Annotated in this window: 25 protein-coding genes; all 25 read left to right on the top strand. The window is 66.5% G+C overall.

Annotated elements, in window-relative coordinates; all coding sequences use genetic code 11:
- Nucleotides 1-117: 117 nt before the first annotated feature.
- Nucleotides 118-1,281 (top strand): isovaleryl-CoA dehydrogenase, encoded by a 1,164-nt coding sequence (locus tag ACXAJT_RS11855; RefSeq protein ID WP_475235515.1) that lies wholly within the window; start codon nt 118-120, stop codon nt 1,279-1,281.
- Between the two features lie 2 nt (nt 1,282-1,283).
- On the top strand, nt 1,284-1,589 hold the full coding sequence (locus ACXAJT_RS11850; protein WP_475235514.1) for a hypothetical protein: 306 nt from the start codon (nt 1,284-1,286) through the stop codon (nt 1,587-1,589).
- Nucleotides 1,586-3,154 (top strand): AMP-binding protein, encoded by a 1,569-nt coding sequence (locus tag ACXAJT_RS11845; protein WP_475235513.1) that lies wholly within the window; start codon nt 1,586-1,588, stop codon nt 3,152-3,154. The genes ACXAJT_RS11850 and ACXAJT_RS11845 overlap by 4 nt, the downstream gene beginning before the upstream one ends.
- Nucleotides 3,151-4,755, top strand: coding sequence for a carboxyl transferase domain-containing protein (locus ACXAJT_RS11840; RefSeq protein WP_475235512.1), 1,605 nt, complete (start codon nt 3,151-3,153; stop codon nt 4,753-4,755). The genes ACXAJT_RS11845 and ACXAJT_RS11840 overlap by 4 nt, the downstream gene beginning before the upstream one ends.
- Nucleotides 4,756-4,902: 147 nt before the next feature.
- Nucleotides 4,903-6,843: an acetyl/propionyl/methylcrotonyl-CoA carboxylase subunit alpha gene (locus ACXAJT_RS11835; protein ID WP_475235510.1), complete on the top strand. Its 1,941-nt coding sequence runs from the start codon at nt 4,903-4,905 to the stop codon at nt 6,841-6,843.
- Nucleotides 6,840-7,502 (top strand): glutathione S-transferase family protein, encoded by a 663-nt coding sequence (locus ACXAJT_RS11830; protein ID WP_475235509.1) that lies wholly within the window; start codon nt 6,840-6,842, stop codon nt 7,500-7,502. The genes ACXAJT_RS11835 and ACXAJT_RS11830 overlap by 4 nt, the downstream gene beginning before the upstream one ends.
- A gap of 74 nt (nt 7,503-7,576) precedes the next feature.
- Nucleotides 7,577-8,431 (top strand): hydroxymethylglutaryl-CoA lyase, encoded by an 855-nt coding sequence (locus ACXAJT_RS11825; RefSeq protein WP_475235508.1) that lies wholly within the window; start codon nt 7,577-7,579, stop codon nt 8,429-8,431.
- Nucleotides 8,432-8,935, top strand: coding sequence for a P-loop nucleotide/nucleoside kinase family protein (locus ACXAJT_RS11820; protein ID WP_475235506.1), 504 nt, complete (start codon nt 8,432-8,434; stop codon nt 8,933-8,935).
- A 1-nt stretch (nt 8,936) separates the two neighbouring features.
- Nucleotides 8,937-9,728: a crotonase/enoyl-CoA hydratase family protein gene (locus ACXAJT_RS11815; RefSeq protein WP_475235505.1), complete on the top strand. Its 792-nt coding sequence runs from the start codon at nt 8,937-8,939 to the stop codon at nt 9,726-9,728.
- Entirely contained in the window at nt 9,725-10,114 is a 390-nt protein-coding gene (locus ACXAJT_RS11810) for a hypothetical protein (RefSeq protein ID WP_475235504.1), read from the top strand. The genes ACXAJT_RS11815 and ACXAJT_RS11810 overlap by 4 nt, the downstream gene beginning before the upstream one ends.
- Before the next feature lie 234 nt (nt 10,115-10,348).
- On the top strand, nt 10,349-10,714 hold the full coding sequence (locus tag ACXAJT_RS11805) for an NADH-quinone oxidoreductase subunit A (protein WP_475235503.1): 366 nt from the start codon (nt 10,349-10,351) through the stop codon (nt 10,712-10,714).
- Nucleotides 10,705-11,238, top strand: a complete 534-nt coding sequence (locus ACXAJT_RS11800) for a NuoB/complex I 20 kDa subunit family protein (RefSeq protein WP_475235501.1) — start codon at nt 10,705-10,707, stop codon at nt 11,236-11,238. The genes ACXAJT_RS11805 and ACXAJT_RS11800 overlap by 10 nt, the downstream gene beginning before the upstream one ends.
- Nucleotides 11,239-11,257: 19 nt before the next feature.
- Nucleotides 11,258-11,869: an NADH-quinone oxidoreductase subunit C gene (locus ACXAJT_RS11795; RefSeq protein ID WP_475235499.1), complete on the top strand. Its 612-nt coding sequence runs from the start codon at nt 11,258-11,260 to the stop codon at nt 11,867-11,869.
- On the top strand, nt 11,869-13,089 hold the full coding sequence (locus ACXAJT_RS11790; RefSeq protein WP_475235498.1) for an NADH-quinone oxidoreductase subunit D: 1,221 nt from the start codon (nt 11,869-11,871) through the stop codon (nt 13,087-13,089). The genes ACXAJT_RS11795 and ACXAJT_RS11790 overlap by 1 nt, the downstream gene beginning before the upstream one ends.
- Nucleotides 13,086-13,427, top strand: a complete 342-nt coding sequence (locus ACXAJT_RS11785; RefSeq protein ID WP_475235497.1) for a hypothetical protein — start codon at nt 13,086-13,088, stop codon at nt 13,425-13,427. Before ACXAJT_RS11790 ends, ACXAJT_RS11785 begins: the two co-directional genes overlap by 4 nt.
- Nucleotides 13,428-13,519: 92 nt before the next feature.
- Nucleotides 13,520-14,680 (top strand): NADH-quinone oxidoreductase subunit E, encoded by a 1,161-nt coding sequence (locus tag ACXAJT_RS11780; protein ID WP_475235496.1) that lies wholly within the window; start codon nt 13,520-13,522, stop codon nt 14,678-14,680.
- Between the two features lie 28 nt (nt 14,681-14,708).
- Nucleotides 14,709-15,461: an endonuclease gene (locus tag ACXAJT_RS11775; RefSeq protein ID WP_475235494.1), complete on the top strand. Its 753-nt coding sequence runs from the start codon at nt 14,709-14,711 to the stop codon at nt 15,459-15,461.
- A gap of 67 nt (nt 15,462-15,528) precedes the next feature.
- On the top strand, nt 15,529-15,759 hold the full coding sequence (locus tag ACXAJT_RS11770; protein ID WP_475235492.1) for a DUF5337 domain-containing protein: 231 nt from the start codon (nt 15,529-15,531) through the stop codon (nt 15,757-15,759).
- A gap of 3 nt (nt 15,760-15,762) precedes the next feature.
- Nucleotides 15,763-17,058, top strand: coding sequence for an NADH-quinone oxidoreductase subunit NuoF (gene nuoF, locus ACXAJT_RS11765; RefSeq protein WP_475235490.1), 1,296 nt, complete (start codon nt 15,763-15,765; stop codon nt 17,056-17,058).
- 5 nt (nt 17,059-17,063) lie between these two features.
- Nucleotides 17,064-17,492: a DUF5333 family protein gene (locus ACXAJT_RS11760; RefSeq protein ID WP_475235489.1), complete on the top strand. Its 429-nt coding sequence runs from the start codon at nt 17,064-17,066 to the stop codon at nt 17,490-17,492.
- A gap of 7 nt (nt 17,493-17,499) precedes the next feature.
- Nucleotides 17,500-17,856 (top strand): hypothetical protein, encoded by a 357-nt coding sequence (locus tag ACXAJT_RS11755; protein WP_475235487.1) that lies wholly within the window; start codon nt 17,500-17,502, stop codon nt 17,854-17,856.
- A gap of 128 nt (nt 17,857-17,984) precedes the next feature.
- The gene (locus tag ACXAJT_RS11750) at nt 17,985-18,398 is read left to right on the top strand and encodes a DUF5333 domain-containing protein (protein ID WP_475235486.1); all 414 of its coding nucleotides are present in this window, start codon (nt 17,985-17,987) and stop codon (nt 18,396-18,398) included.
- Nucleotides 18,399-18,483: 85 nt separating this feature from the next.
- Nucleotides 18,484-20,472 carry an NADH-quinone oxidoreductase subunit NuoG gene (gene nuoG / locus ACXAJT_RS11745; protein ID WP_475235485.1) on the top strand — a complete coding sequence of 663 codons (1,989 nt, stop codon included), beginning with the start codon at nt 18,484-18,486 and terminating at the stop codon, nt 20,470-20,472.
- A 3-nt stretch (nt 20,473-20,475) separates the two neighbouring features.
- Entirely contained in the window at nt 20,476-20,868 is a 393-nt protein-coding gene (locus tag ACXAJT_RS11740) for a hypothetical protein (protein ID WP_475235484.1), read from the top strand.
- Between the two features lie 10 nt (nt 20,869-20,878).
- Nucleotides 20,879-21,916: an NADH-quinone oxidoreductase subunit NuoH gene (gene nuoH, locus ACXAJT_RS11735; RefSeq protein WP_475235482.1), complete on the top strand. Its 1,038-nt coding sequence runs from the start codon at nt 20,879-20,881 to the stop codon at nt 21,914-21,916.
- Nucleotides 21,917-21,918: the final 2 nt, after the last annotated feature.

The raw sequence follows: 21,918 nt of genomic DNA, 5'->3' as shown, positions 1-21,918 counted from the left end.
CGCCACGTCGCGCCGTCGCGTTCCTTGCGTTCACGCGCCTTTGTTGTTGACGGGCTGCGCGCTGGCGGCTTAGATATGAACAAGTGTTCAATAACTGCCAGGGGAGGGGCGGTTTGAATGTTCAACGCGGTCATGACCTACGATCTGGGTGAAGACGTGAACGCCCTGCGCGAGATGGTGCATCGCTGGGCGCAGGAGCGCGTCAAGCCGATGGCGGCGCAGGTTGACCGGGACAATACGTTCCCCAACGAACTGTGGCGCGAGATGGGTGAACTGGGCCTGCTGGGCATCACCGTGCCCGAGGAGTTTGGCGGCGCTGGCATGGGCTATCTGGCGCATGTGATCGCGGTCGAGGAGATCGCCCGCGCCTCGGCCTCGGTCTCGCTGTCCTACGGCGCGCATTCCAACCTCTGCGTGAACCAGATTAAGCTCAACGGGTCTCCGGAGCAGAAGGCGAAATACCTGCCGGGGCTGGTCTCGGGCGAGCATGTGGGCGCGCTTGCCATGTCCGAGCCGAACGCGGGGTCTGACGTGGTCAGCATGAAGCTGCGCGCCGAGAAGAAGAACGACCGGTTCATCCTCAACGGCAACAAGTACTGGATCACCAACGGGCCCGACGCCGACACGCTGGTGGTTTACGCCAAGACCGACCCGGACGCCGGCAGCAAGGGCATCACCGCCTTCCTGATCGAAAAGGATATGACCGGCTTTTCCACCTCGCCGCATTTCGACAAGCTCGGGATGCGCGGCTCGAACACCGCCGAACTGGTCTTCGACGACGTGGAAGTGCCCTTCGAGAACATCCTCGGCGAAGAGGGCAAGGGCGTGCGGGTGCTAATGTCGGGGCTCGATTATGAGCGTGTGGTGCTTGCGGGCATCGGCACCGGCATCATGGCCGCCTGTCTCGACGAGATCATGCCCTACATGGCCGAGCGCAAGCAGTTCGGTCAGCCCATCGGGAACTTCCAGCTCATGCAGGGCAAGATCGCCGACATGTACACCGCGATGAACTCGGCCCGCGCCTATGTCTACGAGGTGGCCAAGGCCTGTGACCGGGGTGACGTGACCCGTCAGGACGCGGCGGCTTGCTGCCTTTATGCCTCGGAACAAGCGATGGTGCAGGCGCATCAGGCGGTGCAGGCGATGGGCGGCGCGGGGTTCTTGGCCGATGCGCCGGTGGCGCGACTGTTCCGCGATGCCAAGCTGATGGAGATCGGCGCCGGCACCTCGGAGATCCGCCGTATGCTGGTGGGCCGCGAGTTGATGAACGCGATGAGCTGAGCATGATGTCCCGGTCGCTCTGGTATGCTCCGGCGCTGGCGCTTCTGGTGCTGGTAGCGCTGGTGGCCTACCGCGCCGGGATGCAGGCGGCGGGTCTTTCCGAGACCGAGGCCATTCAGGCTGCCGCGACGCTTTACGTCGAGACCGGCCCAGAGGGGGCCGAGCGAAGCGATTGTACAGGGCGCCCGGCGGAGGCGCCGGTCTGGGTCGTGGTCACCTGCGCACGCGATGATCTTGCGCATGTCTACGAAATGGATCGGTTGGGGCGTATCTTGCACGCGCGGGTCAGGAGGGGGCCGCAGGCATGAGACCGATGTTGCCGCAAGGCGGGTACGACGAGATGCGGGCGCGGTTCGACTGGCGCTTCCCGCCGCGGCTGAACATGGCCGCGCAGGTGTGCGACGACTGGGCGGCGCTGGAGCCGGAGCGGGCAGCGATCCTTGAGCATGGGCGCGGCACGGTCACTTACGGCGATCTGGCGCGGCTGTCCCGCCGTGTGCAGGCGGCGCTTGAAGCGCGCGGCGTCGCGCAGGGGGACCGGGTGGGCGTGCTGCTCTCGCAATCGCCGCTCTGCGCCGCCGCGCATGTCGCGGCGTGGCGCATGGGGGCCATTTCCGTCCCGCTGTTCAAGCTCTTCCGCGAGGACGCTTTGCGCGCGCGCCTTGGTGACAGCGGGGCGCGGGTGGTGGTGACCGACGAAGAGGGGGCCGGGATGCTCGCGCCCTTCGATCTCAGCGTCATCACCGAGCTGCCCGCAGAGCCTTCCGCAAGCCCCATCGCCGACACCGGCCCCGAGGATCCGGCGATCCTCATCTACACCAGCGGCACCACCGGCACACCCAAGGGCGCGCTGCATGGGCACCGGGTGCTCATGGGGCATCTGCCGGGCGTCGAGATGAGTCATGACCGGCTCGGACAGCCGGGCGATGTTCTGTGGACACCGGCGGACTGGGCTTGGATCGGCGGGCTGTTCGACGTGGCCATGCCCGCGCTGGCGCTTGGCGTGCCGGTGGTGGCCGCCCGCATGGGGAAATTCGAGGTGGAGCAATGCCTGAAAATCTGCGCCGAACATTCTGTAAAGAATGTATTTTTCCCGCCTACCGCTCTGCGCATGCTCAAGGCGGCGGACGCGCGTCTTCCCGGTCTGCGATCGGTTGCCAGCGGCGGCGAACCATTGGGCGCGGAGATGCTGGCGTGGGGCCGCGACGCCTTCGGGCTCACGATCAACGAGTTCTACGGCCAGACGGAATGCAACATGGTGGTCAGCGCTGCGGGCACGCTCTTTGCCCCGCGCCCGGGCTGCATCGGCAAGCCGGTGCCGGGCCATGAAATCGCGGTGCTTGACCTTGAGGGGCGCGCGACTGACGGCGAAGGCGATGTGGCGATCCGCCAGGGCTCTGGGTCTATGATGCTGGAATACTGGAAAAACCCACAGGCCACCGCCGACAAGTTCCGCGGCGAGTGGCTGCTGACCGGCGACCGCGGCATCTGGGAGGGTGCCTATCTGCGCTTCCTTGGGCGCGAGGATGACGTGATCTCCTCGGCCGGCTATCGCATCGGCCCGGCAGAGATCGAAGACTGCCTGATCACCCATCCGGCGGTGCTGACCGTCGGCGTGGTCGGCAAGCCTGACCCGCTGCGCACCGAGATCGTCAAGGCCTACGTCGTTCTCAAAGAAGGAGCCGCGACGGATGCCGAGGCGCTTAAGTCGTGGGTGAAGAAGCGTCTCGCAACCTATTCTTGCCCAAGGGAAATCTCTTTTCTCGATGAGTTGCCCATGACGGTCACCGGCAAGGTGATCCGCAAGGAACTCAAAGCCCGCGCCTGCGCCGAAGCGGCCGCCGCGCGCGCGGAGGTTCAGGAGGACACATGAAACTGCTATCTCAGGCCATTCCGTCCTCCGAGGCGTTCAAGGCCAACCGCACCGGCCATCTCGAAGCGCTGCGGGTCATTGAACAGGCCGCCGCGCAGGCCGCGGCAGGCGGCGGGCAAAAGGCCCGCGAGCGCCACGTTTCGCGCGGCAAGATGCTGCCCCGCGAGCGGGTCGCCAACCTGCTGGATCCGGGGGCGCCCTTCCTCGAGATCGGAGCCACAGCGGCGCATGACATGTACGGCGGCGCCGCGCCCTGCGCCGGGGTGATCGCCGGCATTGGCCGGGTAAAGGGCCGCGAGGTCATGGTGGTCTGCAACGACGCCACGGTGAAGGGCGGCACCTATTATCCGATGACCGTCAAAAAGCACCTGCGGGCGCAGGAGATCGCCGAGGAGAACCATCTGCCTTGCGTCTACCTCGTCGACAGCGGCGGCGCGAACCTGCCCAACCAAGACGAGGTGTTCCCCGATCGCGATCACTTTGGCCGCATCTTCTACAATCAGGCGCGGATGAGCGCCAAGAACATCCCGCAGATCGCCGTGGTGATGGGCTCCTGCACCGCGGGCGGCGCCTATGTGCCCGCCATGTCGGACGTGACGATCATCGTGAAGGAACAGGGCACCATCTTTCTTGCAGGCCCGCCGCTGGTGAAAGCGGCGACGGGCGAGGTGGTTTCCGCCGAGGACCTTGGCGGCGGCGATGTGCACACGCGGCTCTCGGGCGTGGCGGACTATCTGGCGGAGGACGATGCGCACGCGCTGGCTCTGGCACGGCGCGCGGTGGATGGGCTCAACCGGGTGAAGCCGACGGGGGTGGAGTGGCAGTCGCCCGAGGCGCCCGCCTATGATCCCGAGGAGATCCTCGGGGTGGTGCCCGCCGACCTGCGCACGCCCTATGATATCCGCGAGGTGATCGCCCGGCTGGTCGACGGCTCGCGCTTTGACGAGTTCAAGCCGCGCTACGGCGAAACGCTGGTCACCGGTTTTGCCCATGTCGAGGGCTGCCCGGTGGGGATCATCGCCAACAACGGCGTGCTGTTTTCCGAGGCGGCACAAAAGGGCGCGCATTTCGTCGAGCTTTGCTCGCAGCGCGGCATCCCGCTGGTGTTCCTGCAGAATATCACCGGATTCATGGTTGGCCGCAAGTACGAGAACGAGGGCATCGCCCGCCACGGCGCCAAGATGGTCACGGCGGTGGCGACCACCAACGTGCCGAAGATCACCATGCTGGTCGGCGGCTCTTTCGGTGCGGGCAACTACGGCATGGCGGGGCGGGCGTATCAGCCGCGGTTCCTGTGGAGCTGGCCCAACAGCCGCATCTCCGTGATGGGCGGGGCGCAGGCGGCAGGGGTGCTGGCGACGGTCAAGCGCGACGCCATCGAGCGCGGCGGCGGCAGCTGGTCGGAGGAGGAGGAGGCAGCCTTCAAGCAGCCGACCATCGACATGTTCGAAGAGCAGTCGCACCCGCTCTACGCGTCGGCGCGGCTCTGGGATGATGGCTGCGTTGACCCGCGCAAGTCGCGCGCCGTGCTGGCGCTGTCGCTGAGCGCGGCGCTGAATGCGCCCATCGAGGAGACGCGCTTCGGCGTGTTCCGGATGTGATGGGCGGGGTGCGCGAGATGGGGTGCGCTACCCCTGCGCGGCATGGGCGCGCAAACAGGAACAATAGGGGCTCTGCCCCCGTCGCCTGCGGCGACTCCCCCGGGATATTTTTTTCTAGACGAAGCCGCGACGGGCATGGAGGGCGCGATGTTTGACACCTTGCTGATTGCCAACCGGGGTGAGATCGCCTGCAGAGTGATGCGCAGCGCGCGGGCGCTGGGGTTGCGGACCGTGGCGGTCTACTCCGAGGCCGACGCGGGCGCGCGGCATGTGGCCGAGGCCGACGTCGCGGTCTGCATCGGCGGCGCGGCGCCCTCGGAGAGCTACCTGAAGGGCGAGCGCATCATCGAGGCGGCGCTGGCCAGCGGGGCTGGGGCGATCCATCCCGGCTATGGCTTTTTGTCGGAGAACCCCGACTTCGTCGAGGCTGTGCAGGCGGCAGGGCTGATCTTTGTCGGTCCCTCGGCTCAGGCGATCCGCGCCATGGGCCTGAAGGACGCGGCCAAGCGGCTGATGGAGGAGGCGGGCGTGCCGGTGGTGCCGGGCTATCTCGGCGAGGATCAGGACCCGGCGCGGCTGGCGCGTGAGGCCGAGGGTATCGGTTATCCGGTGCTGATCAAGGCCGTGGCCGGCGGCGGTGGCAAGGGCATGCGGCTGGTCGAGACGGCGGCGGATTTCGCCGCCGCGCTGGAAGGGGCCAAAGCCGAGGCGCGCGGCGCCTTCGGCAACGAGGCAGTGCTGATCGAGAAGTTCATCACCGCGCCGCGGCACATCGAGGTGCAGGTCTTTGGTGACGGCGAGAAAGCGGTGCATCTGTTCGAGCGCGACTGCTCGTTGCAGCGGCGGCACCAGAAGGTGATCGAGGAGGCCCCGGCGCCGGGCATGGGCGGGCAGATGCGCGCCGCCATGGGGGCCGCTGCCGTGCGCGCCGCCGAGGCGATCGGCTACAAGGGCGCGGGCACGGTGGAGTTCATCGTCGATGGCTCGCAGGGGCTGCGGCCGGACGGCTTCTGGTTCATGGAAATGAACACTCGCCTGCAGGTGGAGCACCCGGTGACCGAGGCGATCACCGGGGTCGATCTGGTGGAGTGGCAGTTGCGCGTAGCGGGGGGCGAGCCCCTGCCGTTGGCGCAGGAAGACCTGACGATCACCGGCCATGCCTTCGAAGCCCGGCTCTATGCAGAGGATGTTCCGGCGGGGTTTCTGCCCGCGACCGGGCGGCTGGCGCATTTGGAGTTTCCCGAGGACGTGCGCGCTGACAGCGGCGTCCGCTCGGGCGACGTGATCTCGCCGCATTACGATCCGATGATCTCGAAGCTGATCGTGCACGGCCCGTCGCGCGCCGTGGCGCTGCGCAAGCTGGCGCAGGGGCTGCGCCACACGCGGGTGGCGGGCACGGTGACCAACCTCGCCTTCCTCGGGGCGCTGGCGGAACACCCGGGCTTTGCCGCAGGAGAGGTCGACACCGGGCTTATCGGGCGCGACCTTGAAGCGTTGGTCTCGGTGCCCGACCTCGCGCCGCAGGTGGTGGCCGAGGCGGCGCTGGTGCTGGCGGGACTTGACGCGGCAGCGGGCTGGGAGACTGGCTTCACGCTTTGGGCGCCGCTGGCGCGCTCGGTGCTGCTGCGCCGGGGCGAGGAGGACCTGCCCTGCGTGCTGCGGGTGCGCGGCGCGGATCTGGTGGAGATCGACGTGCCGGGCGCGACGGTGCTGGCGGCGCGAACGGACGGGCGCTGGCGCTTCGACGGGCGCCCGGCCGCCGGGCATTTCCGGGAGGATGGCCATGTGACGGTCTTTGCCCACTACGGGCTGCGGTTCGACCTGATCGCGCCGCTGGATCGTGCGGCGGAAGCGGGCGCGGGCGGCAATCTCGTCGAAGCGCCGATGCCGGGCAAGGTGGTCGCGGTCTTTGCCGAGGCGGGCGCGCAGGTCGCCGCGGGCGACCGGCTTGCGCTGCTCGAGGCGATGAAGATGGAGCACACGTTGCGCGCCGCGCGCGACGGCACGGTGGCCGAGGTGCTGGTCGAGGCGGGGGCGCAGGTGGAGGCCGGGGCGGCGCTGATCCGGCTCGAAGAGGAGGAGGCATGATCCGGCTTCACCACGTGCCGCAGTCGCGCTCCATGCGGGTGCTGTGGCTGCTTGAGGAACTGGGTCTGCCCTATGAGTTGGTAGCCGAGCGGATGGACCGTTCGCTGCGTCGCGAGGATTATCTTGCACGCTCGCCCGCAGGACGGGTGCCGGCGCTGGAGATCGGCGGCGCGACGATGTTCGAATCCGGCGCCATCCTCGAATATCTCTGCGAGCTTTATCCCGATCATGGTCTGGGCCGATTGCGCGGCGATGCGGAGCGGCGCGAATACCTTGTCTGGCTGCATTTTGCCGAAACCATGAGCCACCATTGCGCGGCGCTTACCCAGCAGCATCTGATGCTGCGCGAGGATGCAATGCGATCGCCAATCGTCATGCAGCTGGAAGCCGCGCGGCTGGGCAAATGCTACGAGGCGATCGAGGCGCGGCTGGCGCAGAGCGGCGATCACCTGCTGAGCGGCTTTTCGGCGGTGGACATCGCGGTGGGGCAGGCGGTCTATATCGGGCAGCACTTTCGCGAGATTGACGGGCTGGCCCATGTGCAGGACTGGTACCGGCGCATCACCGCGCGCGCGGCGTTCCAGCGCGCGCTGCCGGGGCCGGGGGAGGCGCTTTCTACGCAGGCGTTTTATCCGGCTTGGGACGTGCCGGCGGCGTGATCGGTGCGGTGCCCGTGGTGGCGCCGGATCGTGCGTATTTGGAAAGAGAAGAAGGGTTGGGAGGACCGTGGGCGATGGGTGAGTTTGTCGAGATCTTCGAGGTGGGGCCGCGCGACGGGCTGCAGAACGAGGCGCGGATGATCCCCGCCGCAGAGAAGATCGCGCTGGTCGACTGTCTCAGCCGCGCCGGGTTCCGCCGCATCGAATGCGCCAGTTTCGTCAGCCCCAAATGGGTGCCGCAGATGGCGACCTCGGCGGAGGTCATGGCCGGGATCACCCGTGCGCCGGAGGTGTCCTATGCGGCGCTGAGCCCCAATATGAAGGGGCTGGAGGCGGCGATCGCGGCAAAGGTCGACGAGGTGGCGATCTTTGGCTCGGCCTCGGAGGGATTCAGCCGCGCCAATATCAACGCCTCGATTGCAGAGAGCCTTGAGCGGTTCCGCCCGGTGGCCGAGGTGGCGCAGGCGGCGGGGCTGCCGCTGCGCGGCTATGTCTCCTGCGTGGTGGAATGCCCCTATGACGGCGCGGTGGCGCCGGAGGCGGTGGCGCGGGTTGCGCGGGCGCTGCACCATATGGGGTGTTACGAGGTCTCTCTTGGCGACACCATCGGGCGGGGCACGCCCGAGGCGGTGCACGCGATGCTCGAAGAGGTGACGAAAGTGGTGCCGCCGACGCAGCTCGCGGGGCATTTCCACGACACCGGCGGGCGGGCGCTCGACAACGTCGAAGCGGCGCTGGGGCTTGGCGTGCGGGTGTTCGACGCGGCAGTGGGCGGTCTGGGCGGATGCCCCTATGCGCCCGGCGCGGCGGGCAATGTGGCCACCGAGGCGGTGGCGGATCGGCTTGCGGCGCTGGGATATGACACCGGGCTCGACCGCGCGGTCTTGGACGAGGCGGCGGCGCTGGCACGCGCCATGCGCGGCGGCTGAATGGCGGTTCTCGTGGTGCTTGCCGGGCTGCCCGGCGTCGGCAAGAGCGCGGTGGCGCGGGGGCTCTCGCAGCGCACCGGCGCGCTCTGGCTGCGGGTGGACACCATCGAGCAGGCGCTGCGCGGCTCGCATATGGTGACCGCCGATCTGGCCGATGCGGGCTATGCGGCGGCGCAGGCGGTGGCGCGCGGAGCGCTGGCGCAGGGCCTTTCGGTGATCGGCGATTGTGTGAACCCGTGGCCGCTGACCCGCGCGGGCTGGGAGGGGGCCGGGGCGGGCGCGCAGGTGCTGCGGGTCGAGCTTTTCTGCAGCGACCCGCGTGAGCATCGCAGCCGTGTCGAGACGCGGCTGCCCGAGGTTCCCGGGTTGGTGCTGCCCGATTGGCACGCGGTCGAGACCCGCGATTACATTCCCTGGCAGGGCGCGGATCTGCGGATCGACACCGCCCTTGCCGATCCCGAGGTGGCGGAGGCGCGGATCGCCGCGGCGATGGAGGAGGCTTGAGATGGCTCTCATAGAAACACGCATCGACGGCCGCGGCGTGGCCGAGCTGCGGCTGAACCGGCCCGAGAAGCACAATGCGCTCTCGGCGGAGATGATGACCGAACTGGTGGCGGCGGCCGGCGCGCTGGCAGGGGACGCAGGGGTTCGGGCGGTGGTGCTGGCGGCGGAAGGGCCAACCTTTTGCGCCGGTGGCGATCTGGCGTGGATGCGCGCGCAGTTCGAGATGGACGCCGAGACACGCCGCCGCGAGTCGCGCCGCATCGCCGAGGCGCTCGGGGCGCTGGTGGCGCTGCCGCAGCCGCTGATCGGACAGGTGCAGGGCAACGCTTTTGGCGGCGGTATGGGGCTGATCTCTGTCTGCGACGTGGCGATCGGGGCTGCGGGCGCGAAATTTGGCTTCACCGAAACCCGGCTGGGCTTGCTGCCGGCCAATATTGGCCCCTATGTGATTGCCCGCATGGGGGGCGCCGCGGCGCGCGAGGTCTTTATGAACGCGCGGATTTTCGGCGCCGAGGAGGCGCAACGGCTGAACCTTCTGAACCGCGTCGTGCCGCCCGAGGCACTGGCCGAGGCGATCGAAGCGGAGGTCGCGCCGTACCTGGCCTGTGCGCCCGGCGCGGTGCGCGAGAGCAAGGCGCTGCTCAACGCGCTTGCCGGGCAGGTGAGCGCGGCGCAGGTCGACATGGCGATCGACGCGCTGGCGGCGCGCTGGGAGAGCGCGGAGGCGCAGGAGGGCATCGCCGCCTTCTTCGACAAGCGCAGCGCGCCATGGGTGGTCAAAGCCGGGACATGAGCGCGCAGCTTGCGCATCTCTACATCACATTTTGCATCGCGCGGGCGCTGTTTCATGCGGCGCTGCTGATGGGGCTGCCTTTGGCGCACTGGGCGCCGGGCGGCGGCCCCGAGGGTAGGCTGGCTGCAGGGGCAAGGTTCCAATGCGGCCTTGCGGCTGTGGTTTTCACGCTGCAGGGCGGGGCGATGCTGATCGCCGCCCGGTTCCCGGGGCTGTCCGACATCGCGTGGTTGCCGGACCCGTTCTGGGCCGGATGTGTCGCGGTGGCACTGCCGGGGCTGGGCGCGCTTTTGGCGTGGTTTTCGAAAAGTGACGTCGACAGAAGGCTGTGGCTGCCGCTGGACTGTGTGCTTATGGCACTTTCTTTGGCAGCGCTCAGCGTCTGAGTCTGCGGGTCCGCGCAGAATGTATGCAACGGTCGACAGAAAAAATGTCGAAACATCAGTGATTACCCTGCGTAAAAGGGGGTATCTCCATGAAATGACGAGATTTTCATCATTCGTGAATATCATGAGCCGTTGTTGACCCGGACCGCACTCGGCGATAAGTCACTCAACAGCAAGGCAACAAAGCCATGGTCTCCGCGCCGCTTGCGGTGCGCCTCGCAAAGGAGCCACATCGTGGACGAGATGCTGCGGGAATATCTTCCCATCCTCGTTTTTCTTGCCGTCGCCATCGGCCTCGGTCTCGTGCTCATCCTGGCGGCCGTCGTGCTGGCGGTGCGCAGTCCCGATCCGGAAAAAGTGTCGGCCTATGAATGCGGGTTCAACGCGTTTGACGACGCACGGATGAAGTTCGACGTCCGGTTCTATCTGGTGTCGATCCTCTTCATCATCTTCGATCTCGAGATCGCTTTCCTGTTCCCCTGGGCCACCGCGTTCAAGGATGTGAGTATGGTCGGCTTCTGGTCGATGATGGTGTTCCTTGCGGTGCTGACCGCGGGCTTTGCCTACGAATGGAAGAAAGGGGCTCTCGAATGGGAGTGACGACCGGGCTCAACACCGCCGGCGGCGACCGCGAGGTCGCGACGCAGGCGCTGAACCGCGAGTTGCAGGACAAGGGCTTCCTGCTGACCTCCGTCGACGATGTGATCAACTGGGCCCGCACCGGCTCCCTGCACTGGATGACCTTCGGTCTGGCCTGCTGCGCCGTCGAGATGATGCAGACCTCGATGCCGCGCTACGACCTCGAGCGGTTCGGCTCGGCGCCGCGCGCCTCGCCGCGCCAATCCGACCTGATGATCGTCGCGGGCACGCTGACCAATAAGATGGCCCCGGCGCTGCGCAAGGTCTACGACCAGATGCCCGAGCCGCGTTACGTGATCTCGATGGGGTCCTGCGCCAACGGCGGCGGCTACTACCACTACAGCTATTCCGTGGTGCGCGGCTGTGACCGGGTCGTGCCGGTTGATGTCTATGTGCCCGGCTGCCCGCCGACCGCAGAAGCACTGCTCTACGGGCTGATGGCGCTTCAAAAGAAAATCCGCCGCACCGGCACCATCGTGCGCTGAGCCTTCGCGGGAGGGGATTATGACCAAAGCACTGAACGAACTTGGCAGCCACATCGAGGTGAAACGCCCCGATTGCGTGGTGGCTTGGGACGTGACCCACGGCGAGTTGAATGTCGGCGTCGCCCCGTCGAACATCGCTGGGCTGGTGGAGTTTCTCCGCACCGACCCGACCTGCCGCTTCTCGTCGCTGGTGGACATCACCGCGGTGGATTATCCCGAGCGGCCGAAGCGGTTCGACGTGGTCTATCACTTCCTGTCGATGTACCAGAACCACCGCATCCGGCTGCGCGTGTCGGTGCGCGAAGATGAAATCGTGCCCTCGATCACTGCAATTCACCCGTCGGCCAACTGGCTGGAGCGCGAGATCTTCGACATGTTCGGGATACTGTTCTCGGGCCACCCGGACCTGCGCCGCATTCTCACCGACTACGGCTTCCGCGGGCACCCGCTGCGCAAGGACTTCCCGACCACAGGCTATGTCGAGGTGCGCTATGACGAAGAGCTCAAGCGCGTCGTCTACGAGCCGGTGAAGCTGGTGCAGGAATACCGCCAGTTCGATTTCATGTCGCCGTGGGAAGGTGCGCAATACGTGCTGCCCGGCGATGAAAAAGCCGAGGAGGAGGCGAAGTGATGGACGGCTCCAAAGGTTTCGAAGACGCCCTGACGGGCGAACAGCAGATCCGCAACTTCAACATCAACTTCGGCCCGCAGCACCCGGCGGCGCACGGCGTGCTGCGCCTCGTGCTGGAGCTTGACGGCGAGATCGTCGAGCGCTGCGATCCGCACATCGGCCTGCTGCACCGCGGCACCGAAAAGCTGATGGAAAGCCGCACCTATCTGCAGAACCTGCCGTATTTCGACCGGCTCGACTACGTCGGCACGATGAACCAGGAACACGCCTGGGTGCTGGCGATCGAAAAGCTGACCGGGGTCGAAGTGCCGCGCCGCGCGCAGCTGATCCGCGTGCTCTACTGCGAGATCGGCCGGGTTCTGAACCACCTGCTGAACGTCACAACGCAGGCCATGGACGTCGGCGCGCTGACGCCGCCGCTCTGGGGCTTCGAGGAACGCGAGAAGCTGATGGTGTTCTACGAGCGGGCCTGCGGCGCGCGTTTGCACGCGGCGTACTTCCGGCCCGGCGGCGTTCACCAAGACCTGCCGCCCGAGCTGATCGACGACATCGCCGAATGGTGCGAGCAGTTCCCCGCCCGTCTGCAGGACATCGACGATCTGCTGACCGAAAACCGCATCTTCAAGCAGCGCAACGCTGACATCGGCGTGGTGACCGAACAAGACATCCAGGAGCATGGCTTCTCGGGCGTCATGGTGCGCGGGTCGGGGCTTGCATGGGACCTGCGTCGCGCGCAGCCCTATGAGTGCTACGACGAGTTCGACTTCCAGATCCCCGTCGGCAAAAACGGCGATTGCTACGACCGCTATCTCGTCCGCATGGCCGAGATGCGCGAGAGCGTGAAGATCATGGTTCAGGCCTGCGAAAAGCTAAAACAGCCCGAGAACCAGGGCGACGTTCTGGCGCGCGGCAAGATCACCCCGCCGAAGCGGTCCGAGATGAAGACCTCTATGGAGGCGCTCATCCACCACTTCAAACTCTACACCGAGGGCTTCCACGTGCCCGCGGGCGAAGTTTACGCCTGCGTCGAGGCGCCCAAGGGCGAGTTCGGCGTCTATCTCGTGGCTGACGGCAGCAACAAACCCTACCGCGCCAAGCTGCGCGCGCCGGGGTTCCTGCATCTTCAGGCCATGGACTACATTTGCAAAGGCCACCAGTTGGCCGACGTCGCGGCGATCCTCGGCTCGCTCGACATCGTTTTCGGAGAAGTTGACCGATGATCCGTATCACTGCCGCGCTGCCTGCGCTCGCATTGCTCACCGCCTGCACGCTGCCGCCGAAAGGCGTTGACGACACGCAGCTTGCCGCATGGGACGAGGCGGTGGCCTCGATCGGCTGCGAGCTGTCGACCGAGAGCGATTATCTGCCGGTCGAACTGCAGACCGGCCTGTCGCGCGCACAGGTGCAGGACATCGCGTCCTACAAGGTCAACACCGGGGTGGCCGAGCCCACCGAGACGGGGGGCGTGCGGCTGATCACCGGCTCCTGCACGCCGGCGGCCCCGGCGCCCGAAGCTGATGTCGTTGCCGAGGCGCCCGACGGGCCCGCAGCGGGCTGAGAGATACCGAGCGGCGGGGCAGGCGCCCCGTCCGACAACGCCGCGGCGGTGCATGCCCCCGGCCAATGATATGAACCGAAGGTCCGTTTGCCATGTTGCGCCGTCTTCATCATGAACAGCCCGAGAGCTTCGCTTTCACGCCCGCCAATCTTGAATGGGCCGAGGCGCAGATCAGCAAGTATCCCGAGGGCCGTCAGGCCAGCGCCATCATTCCGTTGCTGTGGCGCGCGCAAGAGCAGGAGGGCTGGCTGAGCCGTCCGGCGATCGAGCATATCGCAGATATGCTGGGCATGGCCTACATCCGCGCGCTTGAGGTCGCGACCTTTTACTTCATGTTCCAGCTGCAGCCGGTGGGCTCGGTGGCGCATGTGCAGATCTGCGGCACAACGTCGTGCATGATCTGCGGCGCGGGCGAGTTGATGGAGGTCTGCAAGGCCAAGATCGCCGGCAAGCCGCACGAGGTATCCGCCGATGGCAAGTTCTCGTGGGAAGAGGTGGAATGCCTCGGGGCCTGCTCGAACGCGCCGATGGCGCAGATCGGCAAGGACTACTACGAGGATCTGACCGGCGAGAAGCTGGCCGAGATTCTTGATGCGCTGGCCAAGGGCGATGTGCCGACGCCCGGTCCGCAGAACGGTCGTTTCGGCTCCGAGCCGCTGGGCGGCCCTGTGGTGCTGACCGAAGGCAAAAGCGAAGATCTCAACGCCTCCGTCGCGCTGGCCAGAGAGATCGGCGATACGGTCAAGCGCATCGACGGCACCGAGGTGCCGCTGCGCGCGCCGTGGCGTGATCGCTCGGATGAGAAGGGCGATGCGACGCCCGACACCCATGCCCCGAAGCTGTCGGAGGGCGAGCCCGCCGATGCCACCGGCGTCGACAAGCGCGAGGCCCCGGTGACGCCCGCCGGCGAGGTCAAATCCGATCCCGAGCCCGACGAGCCGCAGCCGCTGGACGAAGGCCGCAAGCCCGAAACGCTCTCCGAACCGCTTGAGGGCGGGGCGGACGACCTGAAGATGATCAGGGGCGTTGGGCCGAAACTCGAAGAGCTGCTGCACCGGCTCGGGTTCTTCCACTTTGGGCAGATCGCCTCGTGGACCGACGAAGAACTGGCTTGGGTGGATGCCAACCTCGAGGGCTTCAAGGGCCGGGCGTCGCGCGATGAGTGGGTTGCTCAGGCCAAGACGCTGGCCGAAAGTGGCGAGACCGAGTTCTCGACCCGCGCGAAGAAGGGCGAGGTCTACGACGACGAATAAGCAAGATGAGTTGAGCAGGGAGTGAGAGATGACAGACGTGACGATGCAGGACGGATGCGCCCGCAGATGCTGGATAACGGCGGCCGTTTTTGGGATTATCGTCGCGCTGTTCGCGCTTGGCGGGGGAAAGGGCTTTTTTGCCGCTCTGGTGCTCGCGCTGCTCACCTCTGGTCTGCTTGGGGCGCTGTTCACCTGGCTGTCCTGCGCGCCGCTGCCGCAGCTTAGCGAGCGCTCGCCGATCTCCTCTCTGACCCCGTCGGTGGAGGGCGAGGTGCCAACAATGCCCGACACGGTGACGGCAGAGCCGGTCAAGATGATGTCGGCGCAGGAGACGCCGCCGATGCCGGAGCCGGCGCTGGATGCAGAGGCGCCCGAGGCAGAGACGCCCGAGGCAGAGGCGAAAGAGGCCGAGGCGCCCGGAAAGGCGCCGGCGGCGGAAGACGAGACACCGGCAACGCCGGAACCGGTCGCCCGTGCGGCGGTCGAAGAGGACGAAGCCCAACCCGAAGCGCTGGCAGCGCCGCGCGAGGGAGAGGCCGACAACCTCAAGGAAATTAAGGGCGTGGGTCCGAAGCTCGAGTCGTTGCTGCACGAGTTGGGGATCTTCCACTTCGACCAGATCGCCGGCTGGAGCGCTGGCGAGGTGGCGTGGATGGATCAGAACCTGAAAGGGTTCCGCGGCCGGGTCTCGCGCGATGACTGGATCGGGCAGGCCAAGACACTTGCGGCGGGCGGCGAGACGGAGTTCTCGAAGCGCGTCGAAGAGGGCGACGTTTACTGACGCGCCTTGACGATGGGTGCCGCCGGAGGGGTCCGGCGGTGCGAACGGGAAAAGGACCGGACCGAACATGACCGACGAGGCACAGCACAGCCGGCAGGGGCGCATCATTGCGCTGGTCATCGCCGGCACCGGGCTGGCCTGGATCGCAGCGACGGTCGCGGGCGAGATGCTGGGCTGGACCCAGCGCACGAGGGCTTTCTTTGACCTTGCCGCACTGGCCGGGTTCGGGACGGCGATCTGGATGATTTACGGGCTCTGGCGGTCACGCCAGAAGGGCCGCCAGGAAGACAAGGACTGAGAGATGCTGAAGGACGAAGATCGGATCTTTACCAATCTCTACGGCATGCAGGACCGCTCCCTCGAGGGCGCGAAAAAGCGTGGCCACTGGGACGGCACCGCCGGCATCATCGCCAAGGGCCGCGACTGGATCATCGACGAGATGAAAGCCTCGGGCCTGCGTGGCCGGGGCGGCGCGGGCTTCCCGACCGGTCTCAAGTGGTCCTTCATGCCCAAGGAGAGCGATGGTCGCCCGGCTTATCTGGTGATCAACGCCGATGAATCCGAACCCGCGACCTGCAAGGACCGCGAGATCATGCGGCACGATCCGCACACGCTGATCGAGGGCGCGCTGATCGCGTCGTTCGCGATGAACGCGCATGCGTCCTATATCTACATCCGCGGCGAATACATCCGCGAGCGCGAGGCGCTGCAGGCGGCGATCGACGAGTGCTACGACGCCGGTCTGCTGGGCAAGAACGCCGCCGGCTCTGGCTGGGATTTCGATCTCTACCTGCACCACGGCGCCGGCGCTTATATCTGCGGCGAGGAAACCGCGCTTCTGGAAAGCCTCGAAGGCAAGAAGGGCATGCCGCGGATGAAGCCGCCGTTCCCGGCGGGCGCGGGCCTTTACGGCTGCCCGACCACGGTGAACAACGTCGAATCCATCGCCGTCTGCCCGACCATCCTGCGCCGCGGCGCGACGTGGTTCTCCTCCTTCGGGCGGCAGAACAACGCGGGCACCAAGCTGTTTGCGCTGACCGGCCACGTGAACACGCCTTCGGTCTTCGAAGAGCAGATGTCGCTGCCCGTCCGCGAACTGATCGAGAAGCACGGTGGCGGCATTCGCGGCGGCTGGGACAATCTCAAGGCGATCATTCCCGGCGGCGCGTCCTGCCCGATCTTGCCCAAGGACAAGCTTGACGATGCCATCATGGACTTCGACTGGATGCGGCAGAACCAGTCCTCCTTCGGCACTGGCTGCATGATTGTCATGGATCAGAACACCGATGTGGTGAAGGCCGTCTGGCGTCTGTCGAAGTTCTTCAAACACGAAAGCTGCGGTCAGTGCACGCCGTGCCGCGAGGGCACCGGCTGGATGATGCGCGTGATGGACCGGCTGGTGTCGGGCGATGCGGAGGTCGAAGAGATCGACATGCTGCTCAACGTCACCAAGCAGGTCGAGGGCCACACCATCTGCGCGCTCGGCGATGCGGCAGCCTGGCCGATCCAAGGTCTGATCCGGCACTTCCGCGAAGAGATCGAAGACCGCATCAAGGCCAAGAAGACCGGGCGCATGGGCGCCATGGCGGCGGAATGACCCGGATGCGCGTTCCTCTTCTCAACGGCGGCTCCGCCCTGATCGCAGCGCTCGCGTTGTCGGCCTGCGCGGGTACATCCGGTGGTGGCCTCGGCGGCGGCTCGATCAGCAGCCAGTGGCGCGACCGGGTGGTCACCATTTCGATGGCCGAGCGTATCGCGGATGCCTGCCACGGGCAGGGCATCTACATGGCGCATTCGCGCTATGGCGGGGCGGTGCATCGCGCCACCGAGGAAATGGCTGCCGAAGGCGTCGACCGCGCGGCACTGGAAGCCGCCTACGAGAACCAAGATTTTGGCGCGCTCTCGACCCGCATCGACAGCGAGATTGCCCGCCGCGGTGCCAGCGAGGCGCAGCCGGCGTCGCTTTGCGCGCTCGGCGAAAAGGAAATTGCGGCGGGGTCCGATCTGGGCCAGACGCTGCAGAAGGGATGAACGAGTGATGGCACTGGCAAACCTATGGGCGGGTCGCAAAGCACGCGCGGGGGCCGCTCTGGCCCTGGTCGCGACGCTGGCGGCCTGCGCGGCCAGCAAGGATGATCCCGAGTTCGGCGGGCTGAAGTTTCGCGCCGACGCCAAAGCCGCGCGGCAGGACCGCGCCGCCTTCGCCGCGACGGTGAAGAACGCGGCGCGCGCACCGCAATTGGCGGTGGACGCCGCGGTCTATGAGGGCACGAAGTACTGCATTCATTACCTTGGCACCTCTGACATCGCTTGGGCGGTCGATCCGGCGGCGCTGCGGGCGCAGCCGAGGCTGTCGGGCCGTGACCTCGTGCTGAGCGGGCGCTGCGTGGAATGAGAGAGAGCGCGCTCATATCTGGCGGAATTCCGGGCGGTTATTGCATAGCTGCCCCGGCAATCCCCACATTCCGTGACGAGGGAGCCCGCCTGCGGGCCGGCTTCGCCTTTCGTCAATGGAGAGAAGATATGCGCAAGTTCAAAGCCGCTGCCGCCGCGATGCTGATCGGGCTCGGGGCGCTTCCCGCCGCGGCCCAGACCAAGCCCCCGCTGGGCGAGGTGCGCGAGATTCACGACGGTCTGCTGGCGGTCGGTCTGGCGGATGAAATCCGCAAGCGCTGCGACAATATCGGCGCGCGGATGATCACCGCGATGACCACGCTCAACGGGCTGAAGAACCGGGCCCGCGCGCTTGGCTATAGCGACGCGGAAATCGAGGACTACGTGACCTCGAAAGCCGAGAAGAAACAGATGCGCGCCGATGGCGAGGCCTATATGGCTGCCCGCGGCGTTGCGCCCGACGACACGGCAAGCCTGTGCCGGTTCGGGCGCGAGGAAATTGCCAGGGGCAGCGCCATTGGGCGCCTCCTGAGGGAGAAATGATGCGACACGCGACGTGCATATCCCCCAGCGCCCTGCCGCAGCCGGCGGGAGCGTCGCGTGTGTCACCAGTCATGGGAAGATGCCAATGACCAACCTTCGTAAGATCATCATCGACGGCAACGAGATCGAGGTGGACGGGGCAATGACCCTGATCCAGGCCTGTGAGGAAGCCGGCATCGAGGTGCCGCGCTTTTGCTACCACGAGCGCCTGTCCATCGCCGGCAACTGCCGCATGTGCCTTGTCGAAGTGGTCGGCGGCCCGCCCAAACCCGCGGCCTCCTGCGCCATGCAGGTGCGTGACCTGCGGCCCGGCCCCGAGGGCCAGCCGCCGGTCGTGAAGACCAATTCGCCGATGGTCAAGAAGGCGCGTGAGGGGGTGATGGAGTTCCTGCTCATCAACCACCCGCTCGACTGTCCGATCTGCGATCAGGGCGGTGAGTGCGACCTTCAGGATCAGGCGATGGCCTATGGCGTCGACTTCTCGCGTTTCCGCGAGGCGAAGCGCGCGGTCGACGATCTTGATCTCGGGCCGCTGGTCGAAACCCATATGACCCGCTGCATCTCCTGCACCCGCTGCGTGCGCTTCACCACCGAGGTGGCCGGGCTGACGCAGATGGGCCAGACCGGGCGCGGCGAGGATGCCGAGATCACCTCGTATCTGAACCAGACGCTCGACAGTAACCTGCAGGGCAACATCATCGACCTGTGCCCGGTGGGCGCGCTGGTGTCGAAACCCTATGCCTTCACCGCCCGCCCGTGGGAGCTGACCAAGACCGAAAGCATCGATGTGATGGATGCGCTCGGCAGCAACATCCGCGTCGACACCAAGGGCCGCGAAGTCATGCGCTTCCTGCCGCGCAACAACGATGGCGTGAACGAAGAATGGCTGTCCGACAAGAGCCGCTTCGTCTGGGACGGCCTGCGCCGCCAGCGTTTGGATCGCCCCTATGTGCGCAAGGACGGCAAGCTGAAGCCCGCCACATGGCCCGAAGCACTGGCCGCCGCGGCCTCGGCGCTGAAAGGCGCCAAGAAGGTGGCTGGTCTGGTTGGTGATCTCGCGCCTGTCGAAGCGGCCTTCTCGCTCAAGCAACTGGTTGAAGGGCAGGGCGGCTCTGTCGAGTGCCGCACCGACGCGGCGCGCCTGCCGGCGGACAACCGGTCGGCCTATGTGGGCAACGTTGCGGTCGAAGACCTAGACACCGCCAAGGAAATCATCCTCATCGGCACCAACCCGCGCGACGAGGCGCCGGTGCTGAACGCGCGTATCCGCAAAGCGTGGATCGGCGGCGCAGAGGTCAAGGTGATCGGCGAGGCTGTCGACCTGACCTACGACTCGACCCACCTTGGGGAAGGCCGCGCCGCGCTCGCCGATGCGGATGTGTCTGAAGACGCCATCGTGATCGTCGGGCAGGGCGCGCTGCGCGAAGCCGACGGTCTGGCGGTGCTGGCCGCGGCGCAGGCGCTCACTGGCAAGCTGCTGGTGCTGCACACCGCCGCCAGCCGCGTTGGCGCGCTGGACGTGGGCGCGGTGACCGAGGGCGGTCTCGAGGCGGCCACCAAGGACGCCGACGTGATCTATAACCTTGGCGCGGACGAGATCGAGATCGAGCCCGGTGCCTTCGTGATCTACCAAGGCTCGCACGGCGACCGCGGTGCGCACCGCGCCGATGTGATCCTGCCCGCCGCTGCCTACACCGAAGAGAACGGTCTTTTCGTCAACACCGAGGGCCGGCCGCAACTGGCCTTCCGCGCCGGCTTTGCGCCGGGCGACGCAAAAGAGAACTGGGCGATTCTGCGGGCGCTTTCGGCCGAGGTCGACGCCAAGCAGCCGTGGGACAGCCTCGCGCAGTTGCGTCAGGCGCTGGTTGCCGAGGTGCCGCATCTGGCGCAGATCGACACCGTGCCCGAAAACGACTGGACGCCGCTCGCGACGGACAAGCTGGGCGATGCCTCGTTCCGCAACGCGGTGAAGGATTTCTGGCTGACCAACCCGATCGCCCGCGCATCGGTGCTGATGGCCGAACTGTCGGCCAATGCCAAGGCCCGGCGCGATGCGCCGATGGCGGCCGAGTGATCCATGTCGCTGCGCATATCCCTTCCCCTCGCGGCGCTGGCCGCGCTGAGCGCCTGCGCGGAAACCGCGCCGGAGCCAGCGCCGTTTGCGCCGCGCTACGAGGGAGTGGAGACGCGGCTGCTGGACGGCGATCTGGTGAATTTCTTCGTGGCCATGCGCGGCGCGCGCGGCTCGGAGGATGTAGAGAACTACGCAGATTGCGCCGCAGCGCAATATGCGCTGATCCGGGGCTACGGATTTGCGCGTCATCTGCGGACGAATGTGTCGGAAGAGGGTGGCCTCTGGCGCGGAGATGCGGTTTACACCATCTCGGCGGCGCTGCCTCGCGGGCTCAAGACGATCGACGCGGAAGTCGTCGCGTCAGCCTGCGCCGAGAACGGAATACCGATGGTGTGAGGGACACTTGATGGCAGACTTCTTCGCAACGCCCTTCGGCATCTTCATCCTGGTCCTCGCACAGACCCTTGCGGTCGTGGGCTTCGTGATGATCTCGCTGTTGTTTCTGGTCTATGGCGACCGCAAGATCTGGGCCGCCGTGCAGATGCGGCGCGGGCCCAACGTGGTGGGGCTTTTCGGCCTGCTGCAGACCGTGGCGGACGCACTCAAATACGTCCTCAAGGAAGTGGTGATCCCGGCGGGCTCTGACAAGACCGTCTTCCTGATGGCACCGCTGATTTCCTTCGTCATGGCGATGCTCGCCTGGGCGGCGATCCCGTTCAACGACGGCTGGGTGCTGGCCGACATCAACGTGGCGATCCTCTACGTGATGGCGATCAGCTCGCTGGAGGTCTACGGCGTGATCATGGGGGGCTGGGCGTCGAACTCGAAGTACCCGTTCCTCGGCTCGCTCCGCTCGGCGGCGCAGATGATTTCTTACGAGGTGTCGATCGGCCTGATCATCATCGGCGTGATCATCTCCACCGGCTCGATGAGCTTTGGTGATATCGTGCGTGCGCAGGATGGCAGCTTCGGGCTGTTCAACTGGTACTGGCTGCCGCACTTCCCGATGGTCTTCCTGTTCTTCATCTCGGCACTGGCCGAAACCAACCGCCCGCCGTTCGACCTTCCCGAAGCGGAATCCGAACTGGTGGCCGGCTACCAAGTGGAATATTCCTCGACGCCTTTCCTGCTGTTCATGGCAGGTGAATACATCGCGATCTTCCTGATGTGCGCGCTGACCTCGCTGCTGTTCTTCGGCGGCTGGCTGTCGCCGATCCCCGGCCTGCCCGATGGCGTGCTTTGGATGGTCGCGAAGATGGCGTTCTTCTTCTTCATCTTCGCGATGGTGAAGGCGATCACCCCGCGCTACCGCTATGACCAGCTGATGCGCCTTGGCTGGAAGGTGTTCCTGCCGTACAGCCTGTTCTGGGTGGTCTTCGTGTCCTTCGCAGCGAAATTCGGATGGTTCTGGGGCCTGTTCGCCCGCTGGACCACGGGAGGCTAAGC

The organism is Salipiger sp. ABF4_146 (assembly GCF_056161345.1).
This window is presented reverse-complemented; position numbering and strand designations above follow the sequence as displayed.

Coding starts and splice junctions, on each gene's coding strand:
- ACXAJT_RS11855 (WP_475235515.1), top strand. CDS start 118: ATGTTCAACGCGGTCATGACCTACGATCTGGGTGAAGACGTGAACGCC.
- ACXAJT_RS11850 (WP_475235514.1), top strand. CDS start 1,284: ATGATGTCCCGGTCGCTCTGGTATGCTCCGGCGCTGGCGCTTCTGGTG.
- ACXAJT_RS11845 (WP_475235513.1), top strand. CDS start 1,586: ATGAGACCGATGTTGCCGCAAGGCGGGTACGACGAGATGCGGGCGCGG.
- ACXAJT_RS11840 (WP_475235512.1), top strand. CDS start 3,151: ATGAAACTGCTATCTCAGGCCATTCCGTCCTCCGAGGCGTTCAAGGCC.
- ACXAJT_RS11835 (WP_475235510.1), top strand. CDS start 4,903: ATGTTTGACACCTTGCTGATTGCCAACCGGGGTGAGATCGCCTGCAGA.
- ACXAJT_RS11830 (WP_475235509.1), top strand. CDS start 6,840: ATGATCCGGCTTCACCACGTGCCGCAGTCGCGCTCCATGCGGGTGCTG.
- ACXAJT_RS11825 (WP_475235508.1), top strand. CDS start 7,577: ATGGGTGAGTTTGTCGAGATCTTCGAGGTGGGGCCGCGCGACGGGCTG.
- ACXAJT_RS11820 (WP_475235506.1), top strand. CDS start 8,432: ATGGCGGTTCTCGTGGTGCTTGCCGGGCTGCCCGGCGTCGGCAAGAGC.
- ACXAJT_RS11815 (WP_475235505.1), top strand. CDS start 8,937: ATGGCTCTCATAGAAACACGCATCGACGGCCGCGGCGTGGCCGAGCTG.
- ACXAJT_RS11810 (WP_475235504.1), top strand. CDS start 9,725: ATGAGCGCGCAGCTTGCGCATCTCTACATCACATTTTGCATCGCGCGG.
- ACXAJT_RS11800 (WP_475235501.1), top strand. CDS start 10,705: ATGGGAGTGACGACCGGGCTCAACACCGCCGGCGGCGACCGCGAGGTC.
- ACXAJT_RS11795 (WP_475235499.1), top strand. CDS start 11,258: ATGACCAAAGCACTGAACGAACTTGGCAGCCACATCGAGGTGAAACGC.
- ACXAJT_RS11790 (WP_475235498.1), top strand. CDS start 11,869: ATGGACGGCTCCAAAGGTTTCGAAGACGCCCTGACGGGCGAACAGCAG.
- ACXAJT_RS11785 (WP_475235497.1), top strand. CDS start 13,086: ATGATCCGTATCACTGCCGCGCTGCCTGCGCTCGCATTGCTCACCGCC.
- ACXAJT_RS11780 (WP_475235496.1), top strand. CDS start 13,520: ATGTTGCGCCGTCTTCATCATGAACAGCCCGAGAGCTTCGCTTTCACG.
- ACXAJT_RS11775 (WP_475235494.1), top strand. CDS start 14,709: ATGACAGACGTGACGATGCAGGACGGATGCGCCCGCAGATGCTGGATA.
- ACXAJT_RS11770 (WP_475235492.1), top strand. CDS start 15,529: ATGACCGACGAGGCACAGCACAGCCGGCAGGGGCGCATCATTGCGCTG.
- nuoF (WP_475235490.1), top strand. CDS start 15,763: ATGCTGAAGGACGAAGATCGGATCTTTACCAATCTCTACGGCATGCAG.
- ACXAJT_RS11760 (WP_475235489.1), top strand. CDS start 17,064: ATGCGCGTTCCTCTTCTCAACGGCGGCTCCGCCCTGATCGCAGCGCTC.
- ACXAJT_RS11755 (WP_475235487.1), top strand. CDS start 17,500: ATGGCACTGGCAAACCTATGGGCGGGTCGCAAAGCACGCGCGGGGGCC.
- ACXAJT_RS11750 (WP_475235486.1), top strand. CDS start 17,985: ATGCGCAAGTTCAAAGCCGCTGCCGCCGCGATGCTGATCGGGCTCGGG.
- nuoG (WP_475235485.1), top strand. CDS start 18,484: ATGACCAACCTTCGTAAGATCATCATCGACGGCAACGAGATCGAGGTG.
- ACXAJT_RS11740 (WP_475235484.1), top strand. CDS start 20,476: ATGTCGCTGCGCATATCCCTTCCCCTCGCGGCGCTGGCCGCGCTGAGC.
- nuoH (WP_475235482.1), top strand. CDS start 20,879: ATGGCAGACTTCTTCGCAACGCCCTTCGGCATCTTCATCCTGGTCCTC.